The 18,082-nt window shown below is 58.0% G+C and carries 20 protein-coding genes and 1 tRNA gene; 6 read left to right on the top strand and 15 right to left on the bottom strand.

Annotation, left to right across the window (positions count from 1 at the left end):
• The first annotated feature begins 111 nt into the window (after positions 1-111).
• Positions 112-936, top strand: a complete 825-nt coding sequence (locus RRU01S_RS09620) for a tetratricopeptide repeat protein (RefSeq protein ID WP_045230066.1) — start codon at positions 112-114, stop codon at positions 934-936.
• Between the two features lie 71 nt (positions 937-1,007).
• Here RRU01S_RS09620 and RRU01S_RS09615 read toward each other — a convergent pair whose 3' ends face one another.
• The 9 genes from RRU01S_RS09615 to RRU01S_RS09575 all read right to left on the bottom strand — a co-directional run bounded on the left by RRU01S_RS09615 (position 1,008) and on the right by RRU01S_RS09575 (position 9,866).
• Positions 1,008-1,994 (bottom strand): type II secretion system F family protein, encoded by a 987-nt coding sequence (locus RRU01S_RS09615; protein ID WP_045230065.1) that lies wholly within the window; start codon positions 1,992-1,994, stop codon positions 1,008-1,010.
• Between the two features lie 12 nt (positions 1,995-2,006).
• Positions 2,007-3,011 (bottom strand): type II secretion system F family protein, encoded by a 1,005-nt coding sequence (locus RRU01S_RS09610; RefSeq protein ID WP_045230064.1) that lies wholly within the window; start codon positions 3,009-3,011, stop codon positions 2,007-2,009.
• 41 nt (positions 3,012-3,052) lie between these two features.
• Positions 3,053-4,519: a TadA family conjugal transfer-associated ATPase gene (locus RRU01S_RS09605; protein WP_045230063.1), complete on the bottom strand. Its 1,467-nt coding sequence runs from the start codon at positions 4,517-4,519 to the stop codon at positions 3,053-3,055.
• Positions 4,520-4,558: 39 nt separating this feature from the next.
• A complete protein-coding gene (locus RRU01S_RS09600) occupies positions 4,559-5,848 on the bottom strand; it encodes a CpaE/TadZ family protein (RefSeq protein WP_045230062.1) in 1,290 nt (429 codons plus the stop codon).
• 37 nt (positions 5,849-5,885) lie between these two features.
• Entirely contained in the window at positions 5,886-6,566 is a 681-nt protein-coding gene (locus RRU01S_RS09595) for a CpaD family pilus assembly protein (protein WP_045230222.1), read from the bottom strand.
• 14 nt (positions 6,567-6,580) lie between these two features.
• On the bottom strand, positions 6,581-8,173 hold the full coding sequence (locus RRU01S_RS09590) for a type II and III secretion system protein family protein (RefSeq protein ID WP_045230061.1): 1,593 nt from the start codon (positions 8,171-8,173) through the stop codon (positions 6,581-6,583).
• Positions 8,170-8,979 (bottom strand): Flp pilus assembly protein CpaB, encoded by an 810-nt coding sequence (gene cpaB / locus RRU01S_RS09585; RefSeq protein ID WP_045230060.1) that lies wholly within the window; start codon positions 8,977-8,979, stop codon positions 8,170-8,172. Before cpaB ends, RRU01S_RS09590 begins: the two co-directional genes overlap by 4 nt.
• A 126-nt stretch (positions 8,980-9,105) precedes the next feature.
• Entirely contained in the window at positions 9,106-9,618 is a 513-nt protein-coding gene (locus RRU01S_RS09580; RefSeq protein WP_045230059.1) for an A24 family peptidase, read from the bottom strand.
• 62 nt (positions 9,619-9,680) lie between these two features.
• The gene (locus RRU01S_RS09575) at positions 9,681-9,866 is read right to left on the bottom strand and encodes a Flp family type IVb pilin (protein ID WP_045230058.1); all 186 of its coding nucleotides are present in this window, start codon (positions 9,864-9,866) and stop codon (positions 9,681-9,683) included.
• Between the two features lie 479 nt (positions 9,867-10,345).
• Here RRU01S_RS09575 and RRU01S_RS09570 point away from each other — a divergent pair, with 479 nt between their 5' ends.
• Complete coding sequence (locus RRU01S_RS09570; protein ID WP_412674287.1) at positions 10,346-10,702, top strand: pilus assembly protein N-terminal domain-containing protein; 357 nt, start codon at positions 10,346-10,348, stop codon at positions 10,700-10,702.
• 141 nt (positions 10,703-10,843) lie between these two features.
• Here RRU01S_RS09570 and RRU01S_RS09565 read toward each other — a convergent pair.
• The 4 genes from RRU01S_RS09565 to RRU01S_RS09550 form a co-directional block, all read right to left on the bottom strand.
• Positions 10,844-10,930, bottom strand: a tRNA-Leu gene (locus tag RRU01S_RS09565).
• 151 nt (positions 10,931-11,081) lie between these two features.
• Positions 11,082-11,393, bottom strand: coding sequence for an Rdx family protein (locus RRU01S_RS09560; protein ID WP_045230221.1), 312 nt, complete (start codon positions 11,391-11,393; stop codon positions 11,082-11,084).
• A 96-nt stretch (positions 11,394-11,489) separates the two neighbouring features.
• Positions 11,490-12,008, bottom strand: a complete 519-nt coding sequence (locus RRU01S_RS09555) for a GNAT family N-acetyltransferase (RefSeq protein ID WP_045230056.1) — start codon at positions 12,006-12,008, stop codon at positions 11,490-11,492.
• 17 nt (positions 12,009-12,025) lie between these two features.
• Positions 12,026-12,604 (bottom strand): helix-turn-helix domain-containing protein, encoded by a 579-nt coding sequence (locus tag RRU01S_RS09550; RefSeq protein WP_045230055.1) that lies wholly within the window; start codon positions 12,602-12,604, stop codon positions 12,026-12,028.
• A gap of 199 nt (positions 12,605-12,803) precedes the next feature.
• Here RRU01S_RS09550 and lepA point away from each other — a divergent pair, with 199 nt between their 5' ends.
• From lepA to RRU01S_RS09535, 3 genes are read left to right on the top strand one after another with little or no spacing between them, the layout of a single operon-like run.
• Positions 12,804-14,642 carry a translation elongation factor 4 gene (gene lepA, locus RRU01S_RS09545; protein ID WP_045230054.1) on the top strand — a complete coding sequence of 613 codons (1,839 nt, stop codon included), beginning with the start codon at positions 12,804-12,806 and terminating at the stop codon, positions 14,640-14,642.
• A 55-nt stretch (positions 14,643-14,697) separates the two neighbouring features.
• On the top strand, positions 14,698-14,928 hold the full coding sequence (locus RRU01S_RS09540; protein ID WP_045230053.1) for a type II toxin-antitoxin system CcdA family antitoxin: 231 nt from the start codon (positions 14,698-14,700) through the stop codon (positions 14,926-14,928).
• Positions 14,928-15,227: a CcdB family protein gene (locus RRU01S_RS09535; protein WP_045230052.1), complete on the top strand. Its 300-nt coding sequence runs from the start codon at positions 14,928-14,930 to the stop codon at positions 15,225-15,227. Before RRU01S_RS09540 ends, RRU01S_RS09535 begins: the two co-directional genes overlap by 1 nt.
• 64 nt (positions 15,228-15,291) lie before the next feature.
• Here RRU01S_RS09535 and RRU01S_RS09530 read toward each other — a convergent pair whose 3' ends face one another.
• Positions 15,292-15,606, bottom strand: a complete 315-nt coding sequence (locus RRU01S_RS09530; protein WP_045230051.1) for a lipase chaperone — start codon at positions 15,604-15,606, stop codon at positions 15,292-15,294.
• 82 nt (positions 15,607-15,688) lie between these two features.
• Positions 15,689-17,107, bottom strand: coding sequence for an aminotransferase-like domain-containing protein (locus RRU01S_RS09525; RefSeq protein ID WP_045230050.1), 1,419 nt, complete (start codon positions 17,105-17,107; stop codon positions 15,689-15,691).
• Between the two features lie 104 nt (positions 17,108-17,211).
• Here RRU01S_RS09525 and RRU01S_RS09520 point away from each other — a divergent pair, with 104 nt between their 5' ends.
• On the top strand, positions 17,212-18,075 hold the full coding sequence (locus RRU01S_RS09520) for a DMT family transporter (RefSeq protein WP_045230049.1): 864 nt from the start codon (positions 17,212-17,214) through the stop codon (positions 18,073-18,075).
• The last annotated feature ends 7 nt before the right edge of the window (positions 18,076-18,082 follow it).

Genomic DNA, 18,082 nt, shown 5'->3' with positions numbered 1-18,082 from the left:
GCAAATTAACACTCTGTTAGGGTTAACAGATTATTGCTGGAGCGAGGGTTGCGTCGGTCGAACATACACCGCACGCGCCGTTTCGATCAAACCGAAAGCCGGGGCAATGTCATGATTGCTGTCTCTACCATTCCAGCACGCCGGATGACACTGCTTCGCGGTGCCTGTGCAGCGGTGCTTGCCCTGTCTCTGGCCGGTTGCTCGACAACCAAGCCGGATCGCATGTCGACGGGCTCCATTCCGCAGGTGTCCCGGTCCTACGACCAGATGAACATGGAACAGCTGCGCCAGTCCGAAGCTTCCATGGGGCACGCCTATGAGCGCAATCCGAAGGATCGCAACACCGGTCTCAACTACGCCAACCTCCTGATGATGACCGGCAAGAACACACAGGCGCTCGCCGTCATGCAGCAGGTGGCCATCGCCTATCCGACAGACCGCGAAGTGCTGGCCTCCTACGGCAAGGCGCAGGCCGCAGCCGGTCAGTTGGAACAGGCGCTCAACACCATCAATCGCGCGCAGATGCCGGACCGTCCTGACTGGCGGCTTTACTCTGCCGAGGGCGCGGTGCTGGACCAGCTCGGCCGTTCGAACGAAGCCCGCGCAAAATATCGCCAGGCGCTGGACCTGAAACCCAACGACCCAAGCATTCTCTCCAATCTCGGCATGTCCTACGTGCTGCAAAGCGATCCGCGCACGGCCGAAACCTATATGCGCTCGGCGGCTTCCCAGCCGGGAGCGGACAGCCGCATCCGCCAGAACCTCGCGCTCGTCGTCGGCCTCCAGGGCCGATTCGAAGAGGCCGAACGCATCGCCATGCAGGAACTGTCGGCTCAGCAGGCGCAGGCCAACCTGACCTATCTTCGCGGCATGCTCTCGCAAAAGAACGCATGGTCGCAACTGTCCGACAAGGGCAAGAAGGTAGCCGCGAACTGATGAGTTGACCCAAGTGGATGTTATATTAAGGCGGCCTTGATGGTCGCCTTTTTTGTCTCGGCCAGCCGTCGTCAAAACGTATCCGAAATCCGGATGCCTGCGGGGCCGAGGATGACGGCGACCAGCACCGGCAAGAAGAACAGGATCATCGGCACGGTGAGTTTCGGGGGCAGGGCGGAGGCCTTCTTTTCGGCTTCGTTCATCCGCTCGTCACGGCCCTCCTGAGCCAGAACACGCAAAGCCTGCGCCAAGGGCGTGCCGTAGCGCTCGGCCTGGATCAGTGCCTGAACCACGCTTTTGACGCCGTCCAGCTGTGTGCGGATGCCGAGGTTTTCAAGCGCGGTACGGCGATCTTGCAGGAAGGAGAGTTCGGCCGTCGTCAGCACCATTTCCTCGGCCAATTCAGGCGACTGGTCAGCCATTTCCTCGGCCACACGGCGCATCGCCGCTTCCATCGACACACCTGATTCCACACAGATCAGCATCAGGTCGAGCGCGTCAGGCCATGCCCGCTTGATGGATTTCTGCCGCTTGGACATCTGGTTGGAGACAAAGATGTTGGGTGCATAAAAGCCGAGATAGCCAAAGCCCAACACCACCATCAGGCGCAGGCCGAAGGGGCGTGTCGCCAGATTTCCCATGACGAAGACCCACAGAAAGGCCAGCAGCAGAAAGACGAAGGGAAGGATGAAGCGGGCGGCCAGAAACGTGTTCAGTGCGTTTTGCGATCGATAGCCGGCGGCGCGCAGCTTGTTGACCGTATTGGCATCCACCAGCGCTTCGCGCAGGTTGAAGCGCTCCACGATCTTGCGTGCCGATTTGTTGTTGTTGGCCCGCAAAGATGTTTTTTCACCCTTTGCCACTTCGCTCATGCGCTCACGTTCGCGGCTTCTGATCTGGTCGCGTTCGGTGGACACCGCCTTCATGCGTTTGTTGAGGTCGCCCTTTTCGAAATAGGGAATGGCCAGCGTATAAAACGTGGCAAACACTGCCACAGACACCAGAATGGCGATGATGAGGTGCGGGTTGATGAGGCTTGATGCGAGTTGTTCGGACATGGTGCTACCGCCTCAAATATCGAAGTTGATCATCTGGCGCATGACGACGATGCCGATGGACATCCAGATCGCCGAGGCGCCCAAGATGAGATGCCCGCGCGGATCGGTGAACAGAACCATGATGTAATCCGGCGACGTCAGATAGACGAGCGTGGCGACGATGAAGGGCAGCGCACCGATGATGACGGCAGACGCCTTCGCTTCCATCGAGAGAGCCGCAACCTTGGCCTTCATCTTGCGACGTTCGCGCAGCACCTTGGAAAGGTTTGCGAGCGCTTCCGAAAGATTGCCGCCTGCCTGCGCCTGAATGGTGATGACGGTGCCGAAGAAGTTCACTTCCGGCAGCGGCATGGTCAGCATCATGCGGTTGATGCCTTCGGGAATGGTCATGCCCACCTGCTGCGCTTCCACCACGCGCTGGAACTCGGTCTTTACAGGCTCCTGTCCGTCCGACGCGATCAGCCGGATGGAATCATTGAGCGGCAGACCGGATTTGATGGAGCGATACATGACATCAAGCGCGTTGGGGAACTCCTCGAGAAACTTGTTTTGACGGCGCTTGACCAGAAAACCCAAAATCCATCGCGGTAGCCCGAGTGCGCCGACGAAGGCACCAGCTATGGCGAGAAAGAACGGTGCCGCGTAGAGAAGCGATACCAAGAGGACGACGACGCCAAGAGCGCCGCTCAAGACATAGAATTTCCTGACGGTGATCGAAAGACCGGCCTGCACCAGCCTGGCACGCACGCTCTTGTCTTTTCTATCCTTGTTTTTTTCGTTCTGCTTCTTTTCTAGATCCTTCAGCGTGTCCTGAACGGATTTGCGCCGCTTGCTTAGCTCCTGCACCCGGTCGCGGGCGGCCTTGATCTTGGTGTGGTCGGTTTCCGCCGATTTGACGCGGCTGACCCGGTTTGCGGTTTTCTTCTCGACCTCGATCTGCGGGAACAGGAAGACATAGGCCATCGCTCCTGCCGAAATGGCGACGAGGATCACGAGCAGCATCACCGTCATGTTCATTTACTGTTCCGCCTTGGCTGGCCGCGCTGTTATTCGTTTCGCTACTGAGACTTGCTTTCCATTTCATCGAGGGCAGCCGCCAGGCGCTTTTCCTCGTTGAAATAGCGGGCGCGATCCCAGAAATAGGGTTTGCTGATGCCGGTGGAGACATGGCGACCGATGATCCGGCCGCCCGCATCCTCGCCGTCCATCTCGTAACGCATCAAATCCTGGGTGATGATGACGTCCCCCTCCATGCCCAGCACCTCGGTGATCTGGGTGATGCGACGCGACCCATCGCGAAGACGGGCCGCCTGAATGACGATATCGACGGAGGACGAGATGATTTCACGCACCGTTTTCGCAGGCAGGCTGAAGCCACCCATGGCGATCATCGATTCCATACGGCTCAGGCACTCACGCGGTGTGTTGGCGTGGATCGTGCCCATGGAGCCGTCATGACCGGTGTTCATCGCCTGCAACAGGTCAAAGACCTCGGGTCCGCGCACTTCGCCGACGATGATGCGCTCGGGCCGCATACGCAGGCAGTTCTTGACGAGATCACGCATGGTGATTTCGCCTTCGCCTTCGATGTTCGGCGGGCGGGTTTCCAGACGCACGACATGCGGCTGCTGAAGCTGAAGTTCGGCGGTGTCTTCGCAGGTAATGACGCGTTCGGTCTTGTCGATGTAACTTGTCAGGCAGTTGAGAAGAGTGGTCTTTCCCGAACCCGTTCCGCCTGAAATGACCACATTGCAACGAACGCGCCCGATGACCTGCAGCAGAACTGCACCTTCCGGCGTGATGGCACCGAAGCGCACCAACTGGTCGAGTGTGAGCTTGTCCTTCTTGAACTTACGGATCGTCAGTGCCGGACCATCGATGGCGAGCGGCGGCGCGATGACGTTGACGCGCGAACCATCCGGCAGGCGGGCGTCGCAGATCGGGCTCGATTCATCCACACGACGACCGACCTGGCTGACGATGCGCTGGCAGATCGACAGAAGCTGGGCATTGTCGCGAAAACGGATATCGGATTCGATGGTCTTGCCACCGACTTCGACGAAGGTCTGGCCGGAGCCATTGACCATGATATCGGAAATGTCGTCCCGCGCCAGAAGCGGCTCCAGCGGACCATAGCCTAAAACATCGTTGCAGATGTCTTCAAGCAGCTCTTCCTGCTCGGAAATCGACATCGCGAAATTCTTGATGGTGATGATATCGTTGACGATATCGCGAATTTCCTCACGTGCGCTCTCGGTATCGAGTTTGGCCAGTTGCGACAGATCGATGGTATCGATCAGTGCGGAGAAAACCTGTGCTTTCGTCTGGTAATATTCTTCCGTGCGAACCCGCTTGCGGGCCTGGGGCGGGGCTGAATGGGTGGGTGGGGCAGGCGGTGCCAGCACCATCGTTTCAGCCGGTTCGGGCCGCGGCATAGGCGCAACAGAGGACGGGGCAGGGGTGGATGCCACCTGCCCGATCTGTGTGCTCCTGGCGGAGCCTTCGTTGCCACGTTTTCCGAACATATGTGTCTTCCGGTAGGTCGCTGCACAGGTGTCCGTGCATCACTTACGTTTTATGAGGTCCATGAATTTGCCAAGTCCGGCCCGCTTTGCTTTGCGTGCGGACGAACGGCCCGTCACGATGTGCGATATCTGCGAGATGGTTTCGGCAATTGGGGATTTCGCATCGATTTCGCTGATCATGCGCCCGCTATTGGCAGCATTGCCAAACAGCTGCACATCGAAAGGAATGATGGCGATCGGTTCGATTTCCAGCGGCTCGAAGAAATCGGCAGGCGCGATTTCCGGGCGTTTGACCATGCCGACCTGGTTGAGTACCAGATGTGGAACCTTGTCGTTCGGTCTCAGCCTCTTCAGCGCATCCAGCAGGTTCTTGGTGTTGCGAAGGTTGGCGAGATCCGGCACCGCCGTGATCACCACCTCATCGGCCTCTGCCAGCACCGTCTGCGTCCAGTCCGACCAGATATGCGGAACGTCCAGAACCGCCACGGGCGTGGTGCGCTGGAGAAGCTCCAGAAGCGGCTGGAAAGTCAGCCGCTCGAAGTCATAGGAGCGGTCCAGCAGCGACGGGGCGGCGAGCAGCGACAGATGCTCGGAGCATTTGGTCAGCAGGCGGTCGAGGAAGACCTCGTCCAGCCGCTCCGGTGCATAGACGGCTTCGGCAATGCCTTGTGCCGGGTCCTGATCGAAATCGATGTTGGCGGTGCCGAACGGCAGATCGAGATCGGCCAGAATGGTTTCCGTCGAAAACAGCGTCGAAATTCCAAAGGCGCAATTGTGCGCAATCGTCGATGAGCCGACGCCGCCTTTTGCGCCAATGAAAGCGATGTTGCGGCCGAGCGGTTCTGATTCCGGGTCCACGAAAATGGCCGAGATCGATGCCAGCAGGTCCGGCATGGTGACCGGCGCGACCAGATATTCCGAAATACCGTTGCGGATCAGGTCGCGGTAGAGCGTGATGTCGTTGTGGCGACCGATGATGATGACGCGGGTGGTGGGATCGCAGACCTCCGCAAGCGGGGCCAGATCGTTGAGCAGTGTCGATGGTTCGCGGGCCGTTTCCAGAATGATCAGGTTCGGCGTCGGGCTGGCCGAAAACATGGTTGCGGCGGCTTCGACTTCGCCATTGGTCACACGCAGGCTGACCTTGTTCATGCGTCGGTCGCCAGAAAGGCGCTCGATCATGCGCTGTACGCCATCGCTCTCGCAAAACGCATGCACGGAGATACGCGGCAAAGGCCGCAGCGCATCGAGATCGCCCGCGCGCATCGGCTCTTCGGCGTAGGGCTCCTGCGCAGTTGTGTGTTGAATATCGTAATCAACCGAGCTCATGGTGTTTCCTGTTGCCGCATGCGGCCTGTGCTGAACGTCATTCCGTCGTCGCCGTGTTCTTGCCTGCGCGATAATTGCCGATGACAGCGGAGCGTCGCTCCGCATCGATCGGGCTCATGCCGCGCGGACCGACGAGGTCCATCGGGTTTGCCACCTGGGCTGCCAGATTGTTTTGCGATGCGCAGCCGAAATTGTACCAGTTCTTGTTGGAATAGGTGTTGTCGGACAAATCTTCCGGCCATTGGCCGCACTGTCCGGTCATGGCCGTCATCGCGATGAAGCTGAGGCGAATGGGTGCGGCATCGCCCGTCGGGGCTGCGCCATAATGCGTTTCGACGATCTTGCTTGAGGCTATGCCGGAGGAGTTGAGAACTGCACGGATCTGGCGCTTGAGGATAGAGGCGGCAGCGGAATTGGCAGACCCCGTCGGCACCTGAATCTGGACGACGCCGGAGGAGGTCGCGGTGTAGCTCTGCGCAAAGCCCTTGATGGTGTCGGCCATGCCCACCGTCAGTCGGTTGTCGCCTGCCGAGACCGGAATATCGAGGGAATGCTGCGCTTCCGAAAGCGTGATAGGGTGGCGGGTGCGATAATCGTCGGGAATGGCACCCGTCGACATCGGGTCGCGTGCGCATCCCTGCGCCAGCGCCGCCGTGGTGAGCAGCGCCAGAACGAGGCCTGCCCGGCGAATGGAGCCCGCATATGCGAGAGGTTTCATCTGATCCATCTGTGTCATTTGTAGATAAATCCTACCGAGCCCTGATAGGGCTGTGTGTGTGCCTCTTGCCGGTTGCCATAGACCTTGTTCACCCGGTTCATGAAATACATGGCGGCATCGTTTTCCGGGTTGAAGTTGTCGTCAGGCCGCGCGATCTCGTTGCGCGATACCGGACGCACGAGGTACGGCGTGGCGATGATGACGAGTTCGGTTTCGTTGCGGATGAAATCCTTGCTGCGAAACAGCGTGCCCAGAACCGGCACCTTGGAAACGCCAGGTATGCCCGACATCGCCTGGCGCACATTATCTTGCACAAGGCCGGCAATGACGATCGAGCCACCGGAAGGAAGTTCCACGCTGGTGGATGCCTCGCGCTTGCGGATCGACAGATAGGTGCTGCCGGGAACGGAAACGCTGCTGCCATTGCCGGTCGCAACGCTGCCTTCGAAGGTTGGCTCCGAAACGTTGGTTTCGATTTTCAGGCTGATACGGCCCGGTGACAGGACCACAGGGCGGAAATTCAGCTCGATACCGTAATCGACCGTATCTGTGGAACGTGTCACCGTTGGACGGCCGGTGGCGTCATCGATGGCCACTTCCTGTTCTGCGGGTAAGCGGAATTCGCCGCCCACATAGAACTTGGCCTGTTCGCCGGAAATTGCCGTCAGGCTCGGTTCGGCAAGCGTGCGCATGACGCCTGCCTGTTCCATGGCATTGAAATAGCTGCCGAGTGTAAGCTTACCAATGGTGCCGGCGACGTTGCCGGTGCCGGCAAGACCGATGGCGTTGCCGAGGTTGGCCGGATTGGAAAAGGAGATGCGCCCGCCCAGATCGCTGCCCGAACCGCTGATCGAGCCATTGAAGCCAAGCTGTTTCAGAACCTGCCGGCTGACTTCCGCAACCGTCACCTTCAGCGTGACCTGATCTTCACCTTCAATGGTCAGCATGTTGACGATGGAGGATTGCTGACGGTCTTCGGCAAAGATCGCGACAGCGCCATCGCCATTGCTCTGGCTTGTCTCGGTTATGTTGCGCGTGGTGGCCTCACCGCCCTTCAGGAAGGCGGATGCCAGCTGAACGGCACGCGCGGAATCCTGCGGTGTGCGCACGCTGCCCGACAGCACGATGTTATCGGAGACGATCTCGACACGGATGTCGGATTCGGGAATGAAGCGGCGCAGATTGGCCTGAAGGCCTGAAATATCGCGCTCGACCTCGAGATCGAGACTGACGATTTCCTGGCCCTGATCGCCGAAGATGAAGATGTTGGTCTGGCCCACAGCCTTGCCGAACAGATAGATGCGGCGCGAGCTGCGGGTGACGGCATCCGCCATGCTGGGATCGGCCACGAGAATGTCATGCGCGTCCTGCGGCAGGTCGATGACCAGCGCCTTGTTCAACCCAAGCTTCAACCGCTTGCGAACACCCTGGCCGCTTTCGTTGATGCGCACGATGCTGGCGCTTTGGGCCAGGGCTTCGCGCGTCGACAGGCCGAAAGGCGCATGCATGCCGGGAAAGCCTGAAAACGCGATGCAAAACGCCAATCCGCCTGTGACGGAGGAGCGCATGGCCTGTGCCAGGCAACGAAATGCGCGATATCCGGTCATTGTGACGACCCTCCCTGTCCTTCCCGGACGATAGAGCCGGATTTGATAATCTGGATGGCCGGTTTTCCCGAGCCCCCGCTCAAGAGATAATCGGCAGATGTCGTTTCGCTTTCCTGCGCGTCGGCAACTGAGCGCAGGGACAGCGTCAGGCGGTCCGCCATCTGTTGAGCGACCGTCATGATTTTGGCCTGCTCCGGTGTCAGCTCCAGCGTCGCAGTGGCGCCGACGACGGATGTCGTCCCGTTGTCGCCTTCCTTGATCTGCTGGTCGATGGCCAGAACGCGGACATTGTTGAGAACATTCTCGGTGAGAAAGGACCCGCCATCGCCCTTGCGGACCATAATCACGTCGACCCGGTCATTAGGCAGCACGAAGCCGCCCGCACCGGTAGCGACCGAAATTTCGGTGGCAACGGCGCGTTTGCCCGCGGGCAGAAGCGAAGACATGATGCTCGTGCCGGAATCGACCACTTTTTCCGGCCGCAGCGGCTCGCCTTCGAACAAGGGAAGGCGCACGATGGAGCCGGTCAACTCGGCAATGGCGTCGGGTCGTTTGGTGTCGGTCAGAAAGTTGTCGTTGATGCTGCCCTGCGGCCAAGGTGCCCAGCGCACGGAATCGGCGCTCAGTCGGCTTCCGACAGGCAGATTGACGGAGGAGACCAGCACATTGACCGTTGGCTCCTTCTCGATAATGGCTTGCGCCTGCTCGACAACCTGCTGCGGGCCGCCAAGCTGCATGGCCAGCAATCCGGCAAGACCGGCGGCAACGACAGCTACGGAAAGAATGACAACGCGCGACGGTTTCATGCTCAGGCCTTGAAGGAGTCAGAATCGAGTGTCCGACCATGGCCTGCCATTGGTGTAATTATAGTTAATAAAATGTGTCGGCTTGTGGTTAATGAGAAATAAACGCGAGAGCTGGACCGGTTCTCGTTACATCATGTGTTGCATGGCAAGCTGCACGATGGGAGCTTCGGGATATGTCAGCAGACCACCGATAGCGATCGCTATGCCATAAGGCACTTTCTTTGCAACTAGAAGTGAATCAGGAATTGGCAATCCGCTTGCCATGATTTCTTGCGACCGAGAGCGCAGTAGTAAAATCGCGAGAGTAAGAACTCCACCAACAATAGCAACGCAGATCAAGAATGTTGCAAGTGAAGTGTTGAAGCCAAACCAAACAGCCGATGCCGTCAAAAGTTTGGCATCGCCCCCACCCATTGTGTTCATTGCGAACAGCGCAAAACAAGCTGATAGGACGGCAAGCCCTGCGGCAAGACTCATCCCTATGGTTTGCCAGTCTATCCCTATAATTGGAGCTATTACAATGAAGGAGCCGAAAAGAATCGCCGAGACGCGGTTCGGGATAGTCATAGTCATTAGGTCAGTGATCGCGGCAAACGCCAAACAAAATGGAGGTATCAGCAATATGGCTAAGGTGCTCACAGTTATTCCTCCTATATCGGGAACGTCGCCCTCATTTCTAAGGGCGACGATTTCTGATTATATTAGGTCGTTTTTCCAGAAGCCGTGGTCATCTTCGTTCCGATATTGTCAAATACGAGCTTTAGCTTGTCGCCAACCGTTGTAGCGCCAGCGATAATGCCAACAGAAATCAGCGCTGCAATCAGGCCGTATTCAATGGCGGTCGCGCCGGACTCGTCTTTCATGAAGCGAGCGAAAATGTTTGTCATGGGTTGTCTCCTGAGACTCGTCTATTGTTGTTCAGCACGCCGCCAACTGTTTGCCGTTGTTCGGTTGGCGCTAAATTACAGAGAGTCGATTTCCAATCGCTTAAAAAATCTCGTTAAAAAAACGTAAACAACGCCTGGAATTCATCGTAGTAAACAATATATCAAAGTATAATATCAATTTTTATATAGCTTTAGATGCGTTTATTCTCAAAGGTTTTGTGTCGTTTTTCTCATAGCGGCAATTCCTAAGATGATACAATTTCTGTATCATTGTGATGCATCAATATCATCCAAATCTATATTTGTTACACCGGCATCGCGCCATCTCATTATGGGAATTGGGTTTAACCGTTGATTCACCAATCCGGCGCATGGTGTGTTGGATTAAAGACCGTGTGATGCGTCAACCAGGGCTGCCCATATCCATGTCATCCGCTTTCGTGGCCAGAATTGCTGTTACATTTGCCCTGCTTGGCGTCATGCCGGCAACGGCGATGTCCAGCGACGACGACATGCTGCGCGTTTCCATGAACCACGCCCGCGTTCTGAAGCTGGATAGACCCGTCAGCAAGGTCATCATCGGTAACTCTAAGGTCGCAGACGCCACCGTTGCGGATGCCACGACCATCGTTCTCACCGGCCGCAGTTTCGGCACGACCAATCTCGTGCTTTTGGACAGTGACGGCAACGCCATCGTCGACCAGCGCGTGCTCGTTTCCATCGACGAAGGCAACACCGTCCGCGTTTTCCGCCAGACGGCCCGCACGGTTCTCTCCTGCACACCCAATTGCGAAGAACATTCTCCCAACGAAGGCGCCACATCCAGCGGCCAGTGATCCAGCCATCGTGTTTGGATTTGTAGGCAATGTGGTGCCATGACGCGGTAGCGAGCCACAACGCAAAAAGCGCCCGAAGGCGCTGTTTTCTGTATCAATTTTTTGGCTAAGTGATTGATCTGGCTAAGATCAAAAATGGAATGGTGCCCAGAAGAGGACTCGAACCTCCACACCCTTTCGAGTACCAGCACCTGAAGCTGGCGCGTCTACCAATTCCGCCATCTGGGCGACGAGGAGCCATGTACGGGGGCAGCCGTCTGGTGTCAACAGAGATTTTGAAGTTTTGTGACGATCGTTGAATTTTCAGCGAAAAAATCGACATATGTGCTGGAGACCGTCTCAGACGGGTTGCAACTCCTCGCCTGAATGACCTCGAGAATCAGGTGTCCAGACCTTCGTTCTTCGCACGATCGAGATGGCCGAGGTCCCGGCCGGGGTCGATGACATCGCGAACACGCTGCTTGAGCTCTTTTGCGCCGGGAAAGCCGCCATCGCGTTTGCGTTCCCAGATGATGTTTCCGTCCACCAGGATTTCAAAACGTCCACCCGTTGCTGGGATCAGCGCCACCTCGCCGAGGCTGTCGGCAAATGTGTGCAGCAACTCCTGCGCCATCCAGGAGGAGCGCAGGAGCCAGTTGCACTGGGTGCAGTAGACAATGGAAATGCGTGGTTTGGCGACTGCGTCTGCCATCGTGACCTCATGTGCATTGAGAAGAATGAAGGCATGTTTCGTCAGCAGGCGCACCTTTGCAAGTGGTGATCTGCGCCATTTTGACCGTTGGTGCGGCTAACCGATCCGCTTGTAGAACAAAGTCGTGCTGCAAGCGGTGCCATCTGGAAACAGCGCATAGTCGGGAATGACGCCGACGCGCTCCCAGCCGAATCGAGGGTATATCGCTTCGGCTGTGCTGCCAGTGGCCGTGTCCAGCACCAAAAGCGTTCTGCCGCGACTGGCCGCCTCGGTTTCCGCACGTTCCATAAGCTTGCGCGACAGACCAAGGCCACGCGAAGAGCGATGCACCAGCAGTTTGATCAGATCACCACGGTGCGGCTGGTTGGGTTTGGAGGCAAGTTCCACCTGCACGGTGCCGACGATTTTGCCGTCAACTTCTGCCACCACATGAATGGTATGACCACTCTCCACCGTCTTCGCCACATTCTGCCAAAACGCCGTCGCATCGGCTGGCGCAAAAGGCAGCATGAAGCCGACGGAGGCGCCGTCATTGACGCAATCGGACAGGACTTCGCAAAGGTCCGGTAGTGCGGCCAGGGTCTCCTCGCCGGTCAGCATACGGATACATGTCATTCGAAACTCCTGAGATGTCAGCGCTTGCGCTGATCCAGCACCACGGCATAGCGGGCGGCGGTGTCGGACGGGTTGTGGAATATGTGTCCGTCGCTAACGGGCATGAACAGGCAGTCGCCGGGCGCCATCTGGTAGACCTCGCCACCTGTCGTCATCTCAAGCGTGCCCTCCAGCAGCCAGACATATTGCGTCATGCCGCGGCTTGCGGCATGTGGTGGGAAGCTGACCCGTGCATGGGCCGGAAAATCCACCTCGACGATATCGATGTCGGACTCCACCCGCGGTGGGGAGATGACCCGACGCGTGTAGCCGGTTTCAGGGTCTTTCCAGGTCAGTTGATCGTCTTTTCGCATCAGCGGTGACGTGGTCTGTTCATCCTCGGCAAAGAAACCTGACAGCGAAAGCCCAAGGGCCGCGCAGATGCGCGCCAGAAGAGCTGCCGTGGGGCTGGCTTCTCCGCGTTCTATGCGGGAGATCATGGCGCGGCTGACGCCCGAGGCGCTGGCGAGCTGGTCGAGTGTGAGGGTGCCTTGTGTTCGCAGATGTTTGATGCGTTCTGCGATAGAGCGTTCGAAAGTGTCGGTTCCGTTTTCCATTATCGGAGAATATTTATCTCATATGATGGAGTCAATATCCATGATAATGGAATGTGCGTTTTGGAACGTCGAAATCGGTCAAGGGAGTTTATGATCCTCTTCATTCCATCGCCGCATCCCGTCGGTTGCCGGTGGAAAAAAGCCCAACTTAAAAGGCTTTTCACCAAATTCCTGCTTTTCCAGCGCAAGAGCCCCTGCTATAGCGCGAAGCATGAGCACACATTCGACCCGCACGCCCCTTGACCATATCCGCAACTTCTCCATCGTTGCCCATATCGATCACGGCAAATCCACCCTTGCCGACCGGTTGATCCAGTCGACGGGCGGCCTTGCCGAGCGCGACATGTCCGAGCAGGTGCTCGACAATATGGATATCGAGCGCGAACGCGGCATCACCATCAAGGCACAGACCGTGCGCCTACACTACAAGGCGAATAACGGCGAAATCTATGTGCTGAACCTCATCGACACCCCCGGCCATGTCGACTTCGCTTATGAAGTCTCGCGCTCGCTCTCGGCCTGCGAAGGTTCGCTTCTGGTGGTGGATGCATCCCAGGGCGTGGAAGCGCAGACACTGGCAAACGTTTATCAGGCCATCGATAACGACCATGAGATCGTCACCGTCCTGAACAAGATCGACCTTCCTGCCGCCGAACCGGATCGCATTCGCGAACAGATCGAGGAAGTCATCGGCATCGATGCGTCACAGGCCGTGCTGATTTCGGCCAAGACAGGCCTTGGCATTCCCGACGTTTTGGAAGCCATCGTCCACCAGTTGCCGCCGCCGAAAAGCGAGCTTGGTGAAAAGGGTCCCTTGAAAGCGCTTCTGGTCGATAGCTGGTACGATACCTATCTCGGCGTCATGGTTCTGGTGCGCGTGCTCGATGGCGTGCTGACCAAGGGCCAGACCATCCGCATGATGGGCACAGATGCGAAATATCAGGTGGAGCGCGTTGGCGTTCTGACCCCTAAGATGGTGGCTGTCGATAGCCTCGGCCCAGGCGAAATCGGTTTCATCACCGGTTCGATCAAGGAAGTGGCCGATACCCGCGTCGGTGATACCATCACCGAAGACAAGCGCCCCACCGCGCAGGCTCTGCCCGGCTTCAAGCCCGCCCAGCCCGTGGTGTTCTGCGGCCTGTTCCCGGTCGACGCTGCCGATTTCGAGGATTTGCGCGCCGCCATGGGCAAGCTGCGCCTCAACGATGCGTCCTTCTCGTTCGAAATGGAATCGTCCGCAGCTCTCGGCTTTGGTTTCCGCTGCGGCTTCCTCGGCCTGCTGCATCTGGAAATCATTCAGGAGCGCCTCGAGCGTGAATTCGATCTCGACCTCATCGCAACCGCCCCTTCGGTGGTCTATCAGTTGACGATGACCGACGGGTCCGAGCGCGAACTGCACAACCCGGCGGATATGCCCGACGTCGTCAAGATTTCCGAGATACGCGAGCCATGGATCAAGGCGACCATCCTGACGCCTGACGATTATCTCGGCGGTATCCTGAAACTGTGTCAGGACCGTCGCGGTGTTCAGACCGAACTGACCTATGTCGGCAAGCGCGCCATGCTCACCTATGAGCTGCCGCTCAACGAAGTCGTGTTCGATTTCTACGACCGCCTGAAGTCCATCTCCAAGGGTTACGCCTCGTTCGATTACCATCTTGATGGTTACCGCGAAGGCAATCTCGTGAAGATGTCGATCATGGTCAATGGCGAGCCGGTGGATGCACTTTCCATGCTCGTGCACCGCACCGCCGCCGACAAGCGTGGCCGCGACATGTGCGAAAAGCTGAAAGACCTCATCCCGCGCCACATGTTCAAGATCCCCATTCAGGCTGCTATTGGTGGCAACGTCATTGCGCGTGAGACGATCTCTGCCATGCGCAAGGACGTAACCGCGAAATGCTACGGCGGCGACGCGACACGTAAGCGCAAACTTCTGGACAAGCAGAAGGAAGGCAAGAAGCGCATGCGTCAGTTCGGCAAGGTGGACATCCCCCAGGAAGCGTTCATCGCAGCGCTGAAGATGAGCGACGATTGATCTTGCCTTCATGCTTGATGCGTATAGACTATGCGCATCAACGTCGGAGGTTGTCATGGCATCGACAGCAAGAAAAGCCGCTAATCTTTCCTTGGACAGTGTCCTTGTGGAACAGGCACGCGAACTGAAGATCAACATTTCCCGCGCAGCCGAAGAGGGCATCACCCACGCCATCAAAGCAGAACGTGAACGCTTATGGCGGTTGGAGAATGCCGAGGCTATCCGACTTGAAAACGAATATGTCGAGAAACACGGTCTGCCGCTAGCCCAATACCGCAAGTTCTAATGGCGCGGTTCTGTGTCTACAGAATGGTCGGCGGCCATATTTTGTTGCTGGATCTTCAAGCAGATATCCTGGACGACTTGAAAACGCGTGTTGTTGCACCGCTCTATCCTGCCGATCAGCTCACATGGTCATTGGCGAAACTCAGTCCTCGCTTTACGATTAGGGGCGAGGTTTTCGTGATGGCGACCCAAAGAATGGTGGCGGTCCCGATTCAGGAAATTGGAGATTTCGTAGCCGACCTTTCCAATCGACGCGACGATATCGTTGCTGCAACAGACTTCCTCTTCCAAGGCTTCTGATCTCAAACAAAAAACCGCCTGCCCGAAGGCAAGCGGTTCCTAATTTACATAGCGAGCTTAGCGCTTATGGCTGTGTCTGCGTGCCGCCTGTGTTGGGCGAAGCAGGTGTTGTGTCGGTTGGCGCAGCCGGTGTCATCGGCGCTGGTGCCGGGGCCTGGTCGCTCACTGCTGGCGGTGTCGTCGACGAGGTCGTCGTTGGGTCTGTCGCCGATGGAGCGCTCATCTGCATCCAGATGAAGCCGCCGACCAGAAGGACGGCGATGACGGCAAGCCATGGTGCCCAGCCGGGCGACTTGCGTGCGGCTTCAGGCGTTGTGCGCAGTTCGGGGCGATCAGGACGCAGGTTTGGATCGCGTGGCAGGTTTGGATCGAATGTCATGGTCTTTTCTCCTCTACTATGCGGAGAAAATGCAAGAATACGCGTTTGGTTCCAGACATGTAAGAAAACTGTAATATTCAGTTTATGAGTTCGTTTGTGCAGATATCAGCGCTTGCTGGAGGATTTCGAACAAATCTGCCCCTTCGCACTGCGAAACATTGAAGCGCATATAACGCCCAGCATCTGTTGATTGGCTGAAGATTTGCCCCGGTGCGAGCACGATATGTTTCGCCAGTGCATGGCGCGCAACCGCTGCCGCATCGACACCGGCCGGCAAGGTGCACCACAGAAAAAGGCCCGCCTGTGGCTCGATCCAGGGCGTGATGCCAAGCGTGCCCAATTTCGCGATCGTCTCGATCCGCACCCGCGATAATCTGGCTTTGAGCGCATCCATATGGCGGCGGTAGTGACCGTCCTTCAGCGCAGAGTAGACCAGTGCCTCGCAGAGTTGGCTGCCGGAAAAGTGTGCCGCAATTTTCAAGTCCGTCAGCGGCTCGATCCAGTCTTTGGGCGGGACGATGTAGCCGCAGCGCATGGACGCCGACAGGGTCTTGGAAAAACTGCCGATCTGCACCACTCGGTTCAGACCATCGAAACTGGCCAGACGCGGCGCCTTCTGTTCTTCGAAATCAGCGAAAATGTCGTCTTCGATGATGGTGAGATTGGCAGGTTCCGCCAGCATCAGCACCCGGTGCGCGGTGAAAGGGGATAAAGCCGCACCGGTCGGATTGTGGATTGCAGAATTTGTGATGTAGAGCCGCGGCCTGTGCTCGCTCAGCGCCTGCTCGAACAGGGCGACATCAGGCCCGGTCGGCGTATAGGGAACGCCAACGACGTTCACGCGATGTGCACGCAGCAGCGCATGGAAATTGAAATAGCAGGGGTCGTCCACCAGCACGGTCTGCCCCGGCTCCAGCAGGAAGCGGCATAGAAGATCGATGGCTTGCGTACCGGAATCGACCAGCATGATCTGTTCGGCACCGGCATGCACACCCTGTTCTGCCAGGCGCCGCGACAGCAACTGCCGCATGGGCAACAGCCCGAGCGGTGTGCTGTATTCGCTCAAATGCTGCGCATCTCCACGCGAGACAGTGCGCATGGCGCGGCGCAACACCTCCTGCGGCATCCAGGACGCAGGCATCCAGCCGCAGCCTGGCTTGGCCATGTCAGCCTTGCCATCCAGTGCCAATCGCGAGACCCAGAAGGGATCGATGGCACGGTCGAGTTTCGGGCCAATCTCGGAGAGAGACAGGGGCGCAAGTGTGCTTGCGACATAAAACCCCGAGCCGGGGCGCGAGCGGATCGCGCCTTCCGCCACCAATCTTTCATAGGCCTCAACCACGGTCGAGGTGGAAACCCGCATCACCTTGGCAAAGCCGCGTACCGAGGGAAGCTTTGCGCCAGGTGTCAGGCTGCGGGCCGCAATACGGCGTTTAATCTCGCCCATCACCGTCTCGATGCGGGACGCGGAGCCATGGGTATCAAACGCAAATCCATCCATCCGTACCGCTCCCAGAACTATAACAGTTTCTACAAACTGTACCTTATTGTTTCTGGCCTTGCCACACGCTTAGGAGCATAGCTCTGAGACAATGGAGTGATGCAATGGACAAGACATCGAGTGGCTGGTGGAGCGGATTTATTGGCGTCGTCATTTTCAGCGGATCGCTGCCCGCCACGCGCATAGCGGTCACAGGTTTCGATCCCGCGTTTCTGACGCTCGCCCGCGCCAGTATTGCAGGCCTGCTCGCGCTTGTTTTGCTGTCGGCCTTCCAACAGAAACGCCCGGCGCGCGGTGATATCGTGCCGCTGGCCATCGTTGCGCTGGGTGTCGTCGTCGGGTTTCCGCTTTTGACGGCTCTTGCGCTCAAGCACATCACCTCGGCCCACTCCATCGTCTTCATCGGCTTGTTGCCGCTGGCCACCGCCATCTTTGCGGTGCTGCGTGGCGGCGAGCGGCCTCGACCGGCGTTCTGGTTGTTTTCCTGCCTCGGCAGCAGCCTGGTTGCCGGGTTCGCGCTAACCCAGGATGGCGAGGCCTCGCTCAGTGGCGATCTCCTGATGCTGGGTGCCATTGCCGTTTGCGGGCTGGGCTATGCGGAAGGTGCCACTCTGTCGCGGCGGCTGGGCGGCTGGCAGGTCATTTCCTGGGCGCTGGTTCTGTCGCTGCCCGTTATGCTGCCACTGGCCCTCTTCACCATGCCGACATCCGTGGGTGGCATTTCGACCGCGGCCTGGGGCGGGCTGTTTTACGTGTCGCTGCTCAGCATGCTGATTGGCTTCATCTTCTGGTATCGCGGGCTGGCGCTGGGCGGCATTGCCGCTGTTGGGCAGTTGCAATTGCTGCAACCCTTCTTCGGGCTCGTGCTGGCCGCCACGCTTCTGGGCGAGCCGGTCAGTGTGGCGATGCTGGTCGTCACACTGGGTGTCGTTGCCTGCGTGGCGGGCGCCAAGAGGTTTTCGAAATAGTCCGCCG

This window comes from Agrobacterium rubi TR3 = NBRC 13261 (assembly GCF_000739935.1).
GTDB classification, from domain to species: domain Bacteria; phylum Pseudomonadota; class Alphaproteobacteria; order Rhizobiales; family Rhizobiaceae; genus Agrobacterium; species Agrobacterium rubi.
The sequence above is the reverse complement of the archived record's forward strand: the minus strand, read 5'-3'. Positions and strand labels throughout refer to the sequence as shown.

What these genes read in the sequence shown, in the direction of transcription:
- RRU01S_RS09620 (WP_045230066.1), top strand. Translation starts at nt 112, where the DNA reads ATGATTGCTGTCTCTACCATTCCAGCACGCCGGATGACACTGCTTCGC.
- RRU01S_RS09615 (WP_045230065.1), bottom strand. Translation starts at nt 1,994, where the DNA reads ATGTCCGAACAACTCGCATCAAGCCTCATCAACCCGCACCTCATCATC.
- RRU01S_RS09610 (WP_045230064.1), bottom strand. Translation starts at nt 3,011, where the DNA reads ATGAACATGACGGTGATGCTGCTCGTGATCCTCGTCGCCATTTCGGCA.
- RRU01S_RS09605 (WP_045230063.1), bottom strand. Translation starts at nt 4,519, where the DNA reads ATGTTCGGAAAACGTGGCAACGAAGGCTCCGCCAGGAGCACACAGATC.
- RRU01S_RS09600 (WP_045230062.1), bottom strand. Translation starts at nt 5,848, where the DNA reads ATGAGCTCGGTTGATTACGATATTCAACACACAACTGCGCAGGAGCCC.
- RRU01S_RS09595 (WP_045230222.1), bottom strand. Translation starts at nt 6,566, where the DNA reads ATGAAACCTCTCGCATATGCGGGCTCCATTCGCCGGGCAGGCCTCGTT.
- RRU01S_RS09590 (WP_045230061.1), bottom strand. Translation starts at nt 8,173, where the DNA reads ATGACCGGATATCGCGCATTTCGTTGCCTGGCACAGGCCATGCGCTCC.
- cpaB (WP_045230060.1), bottom strand. Translation starts at nt 8,979, where the DNA reads ATGAAACCGTCGCGCGTTGTCATTCTTTCCGTAGCTGTCGTTGCCGCC.
- RRU01S_RS09575 (WP_045230058.1), bottom strand. Translation starts at nt 9,866, where the DNA reads ATGACAAACATTTTCGCTCGCTTCATGAAAGACGAGTCCGGCGCGACC.
- RRU01S_RS09570 (WP_412674287.1), top strand. Translation starts at nt 10,346, where the DNA reads ATGCCGGCAACGGCGATGTCCAGCGACGACGACATGCTGCGCGTTTCC.
- RRU01S_RS09560 (WP_045230221.1), bottom strand. Translation starts at nt 11,393, where the DNA reads ATGGCAGACGCAGTCGCCAAACCACGCATTTCCATTGTCTACTGCACC.
- RRU01S_RS09555 (WP_045230056.1), bottom strand. Translation starts at nt 12,008, where the DNA reads ATGACATGTATCCGTATGCTGACCGGCGAGGAGACCCTGGCCGCACTA.
- RRU01S_RS09550 (WP_045230055.1), bottom strand. Translation starts at nt 12,604, where the DNA reads ATGGAAAACGGAACCGACACTTTCGAACGCTCTATCGCAGAACGCATC.
- RRU01S_RS09540 (WP_045230053.1), top strand. Translation starts at nt 14,698, where the DNA reads ATGGCATCGACAGCAAGAAAAGCCGCTAATCTTTCCTTGGACAGTGTC.
- RRU01S_RS09535 (WP_045230052.1), top strand. Translation starts at nt 14,928, where the DNA reads ATGGCGCGGTTCTGTGTCTACAGAATGGTCGGCGGCCATATTTTGTTG.
- RRU01S_RS09530 (WP_045230051.1), bottom strand. Translation starts at nt 15,606, where the DNA reads ATGACATTCGATCCAAACCTGCCACGCGATCCAAACCTGCGTCCTGAT.
- RRU01S_RS09525 (WP_045230050.1), bottom strand. Translation starts at nt 17,107, where the DNA reads ATGGATGGATTTGCGTTTGATACCCATGGCTCCGCGTCCCGCATCGAG.
- RRU01S_RS09520 (WP_045230049.1), top strand. Translation starts at nt 17,212, where the DNA reads ATGGACAAGACATCGAGTGGCTGGTGGAGCGGATTTATTGGCGTCGTC.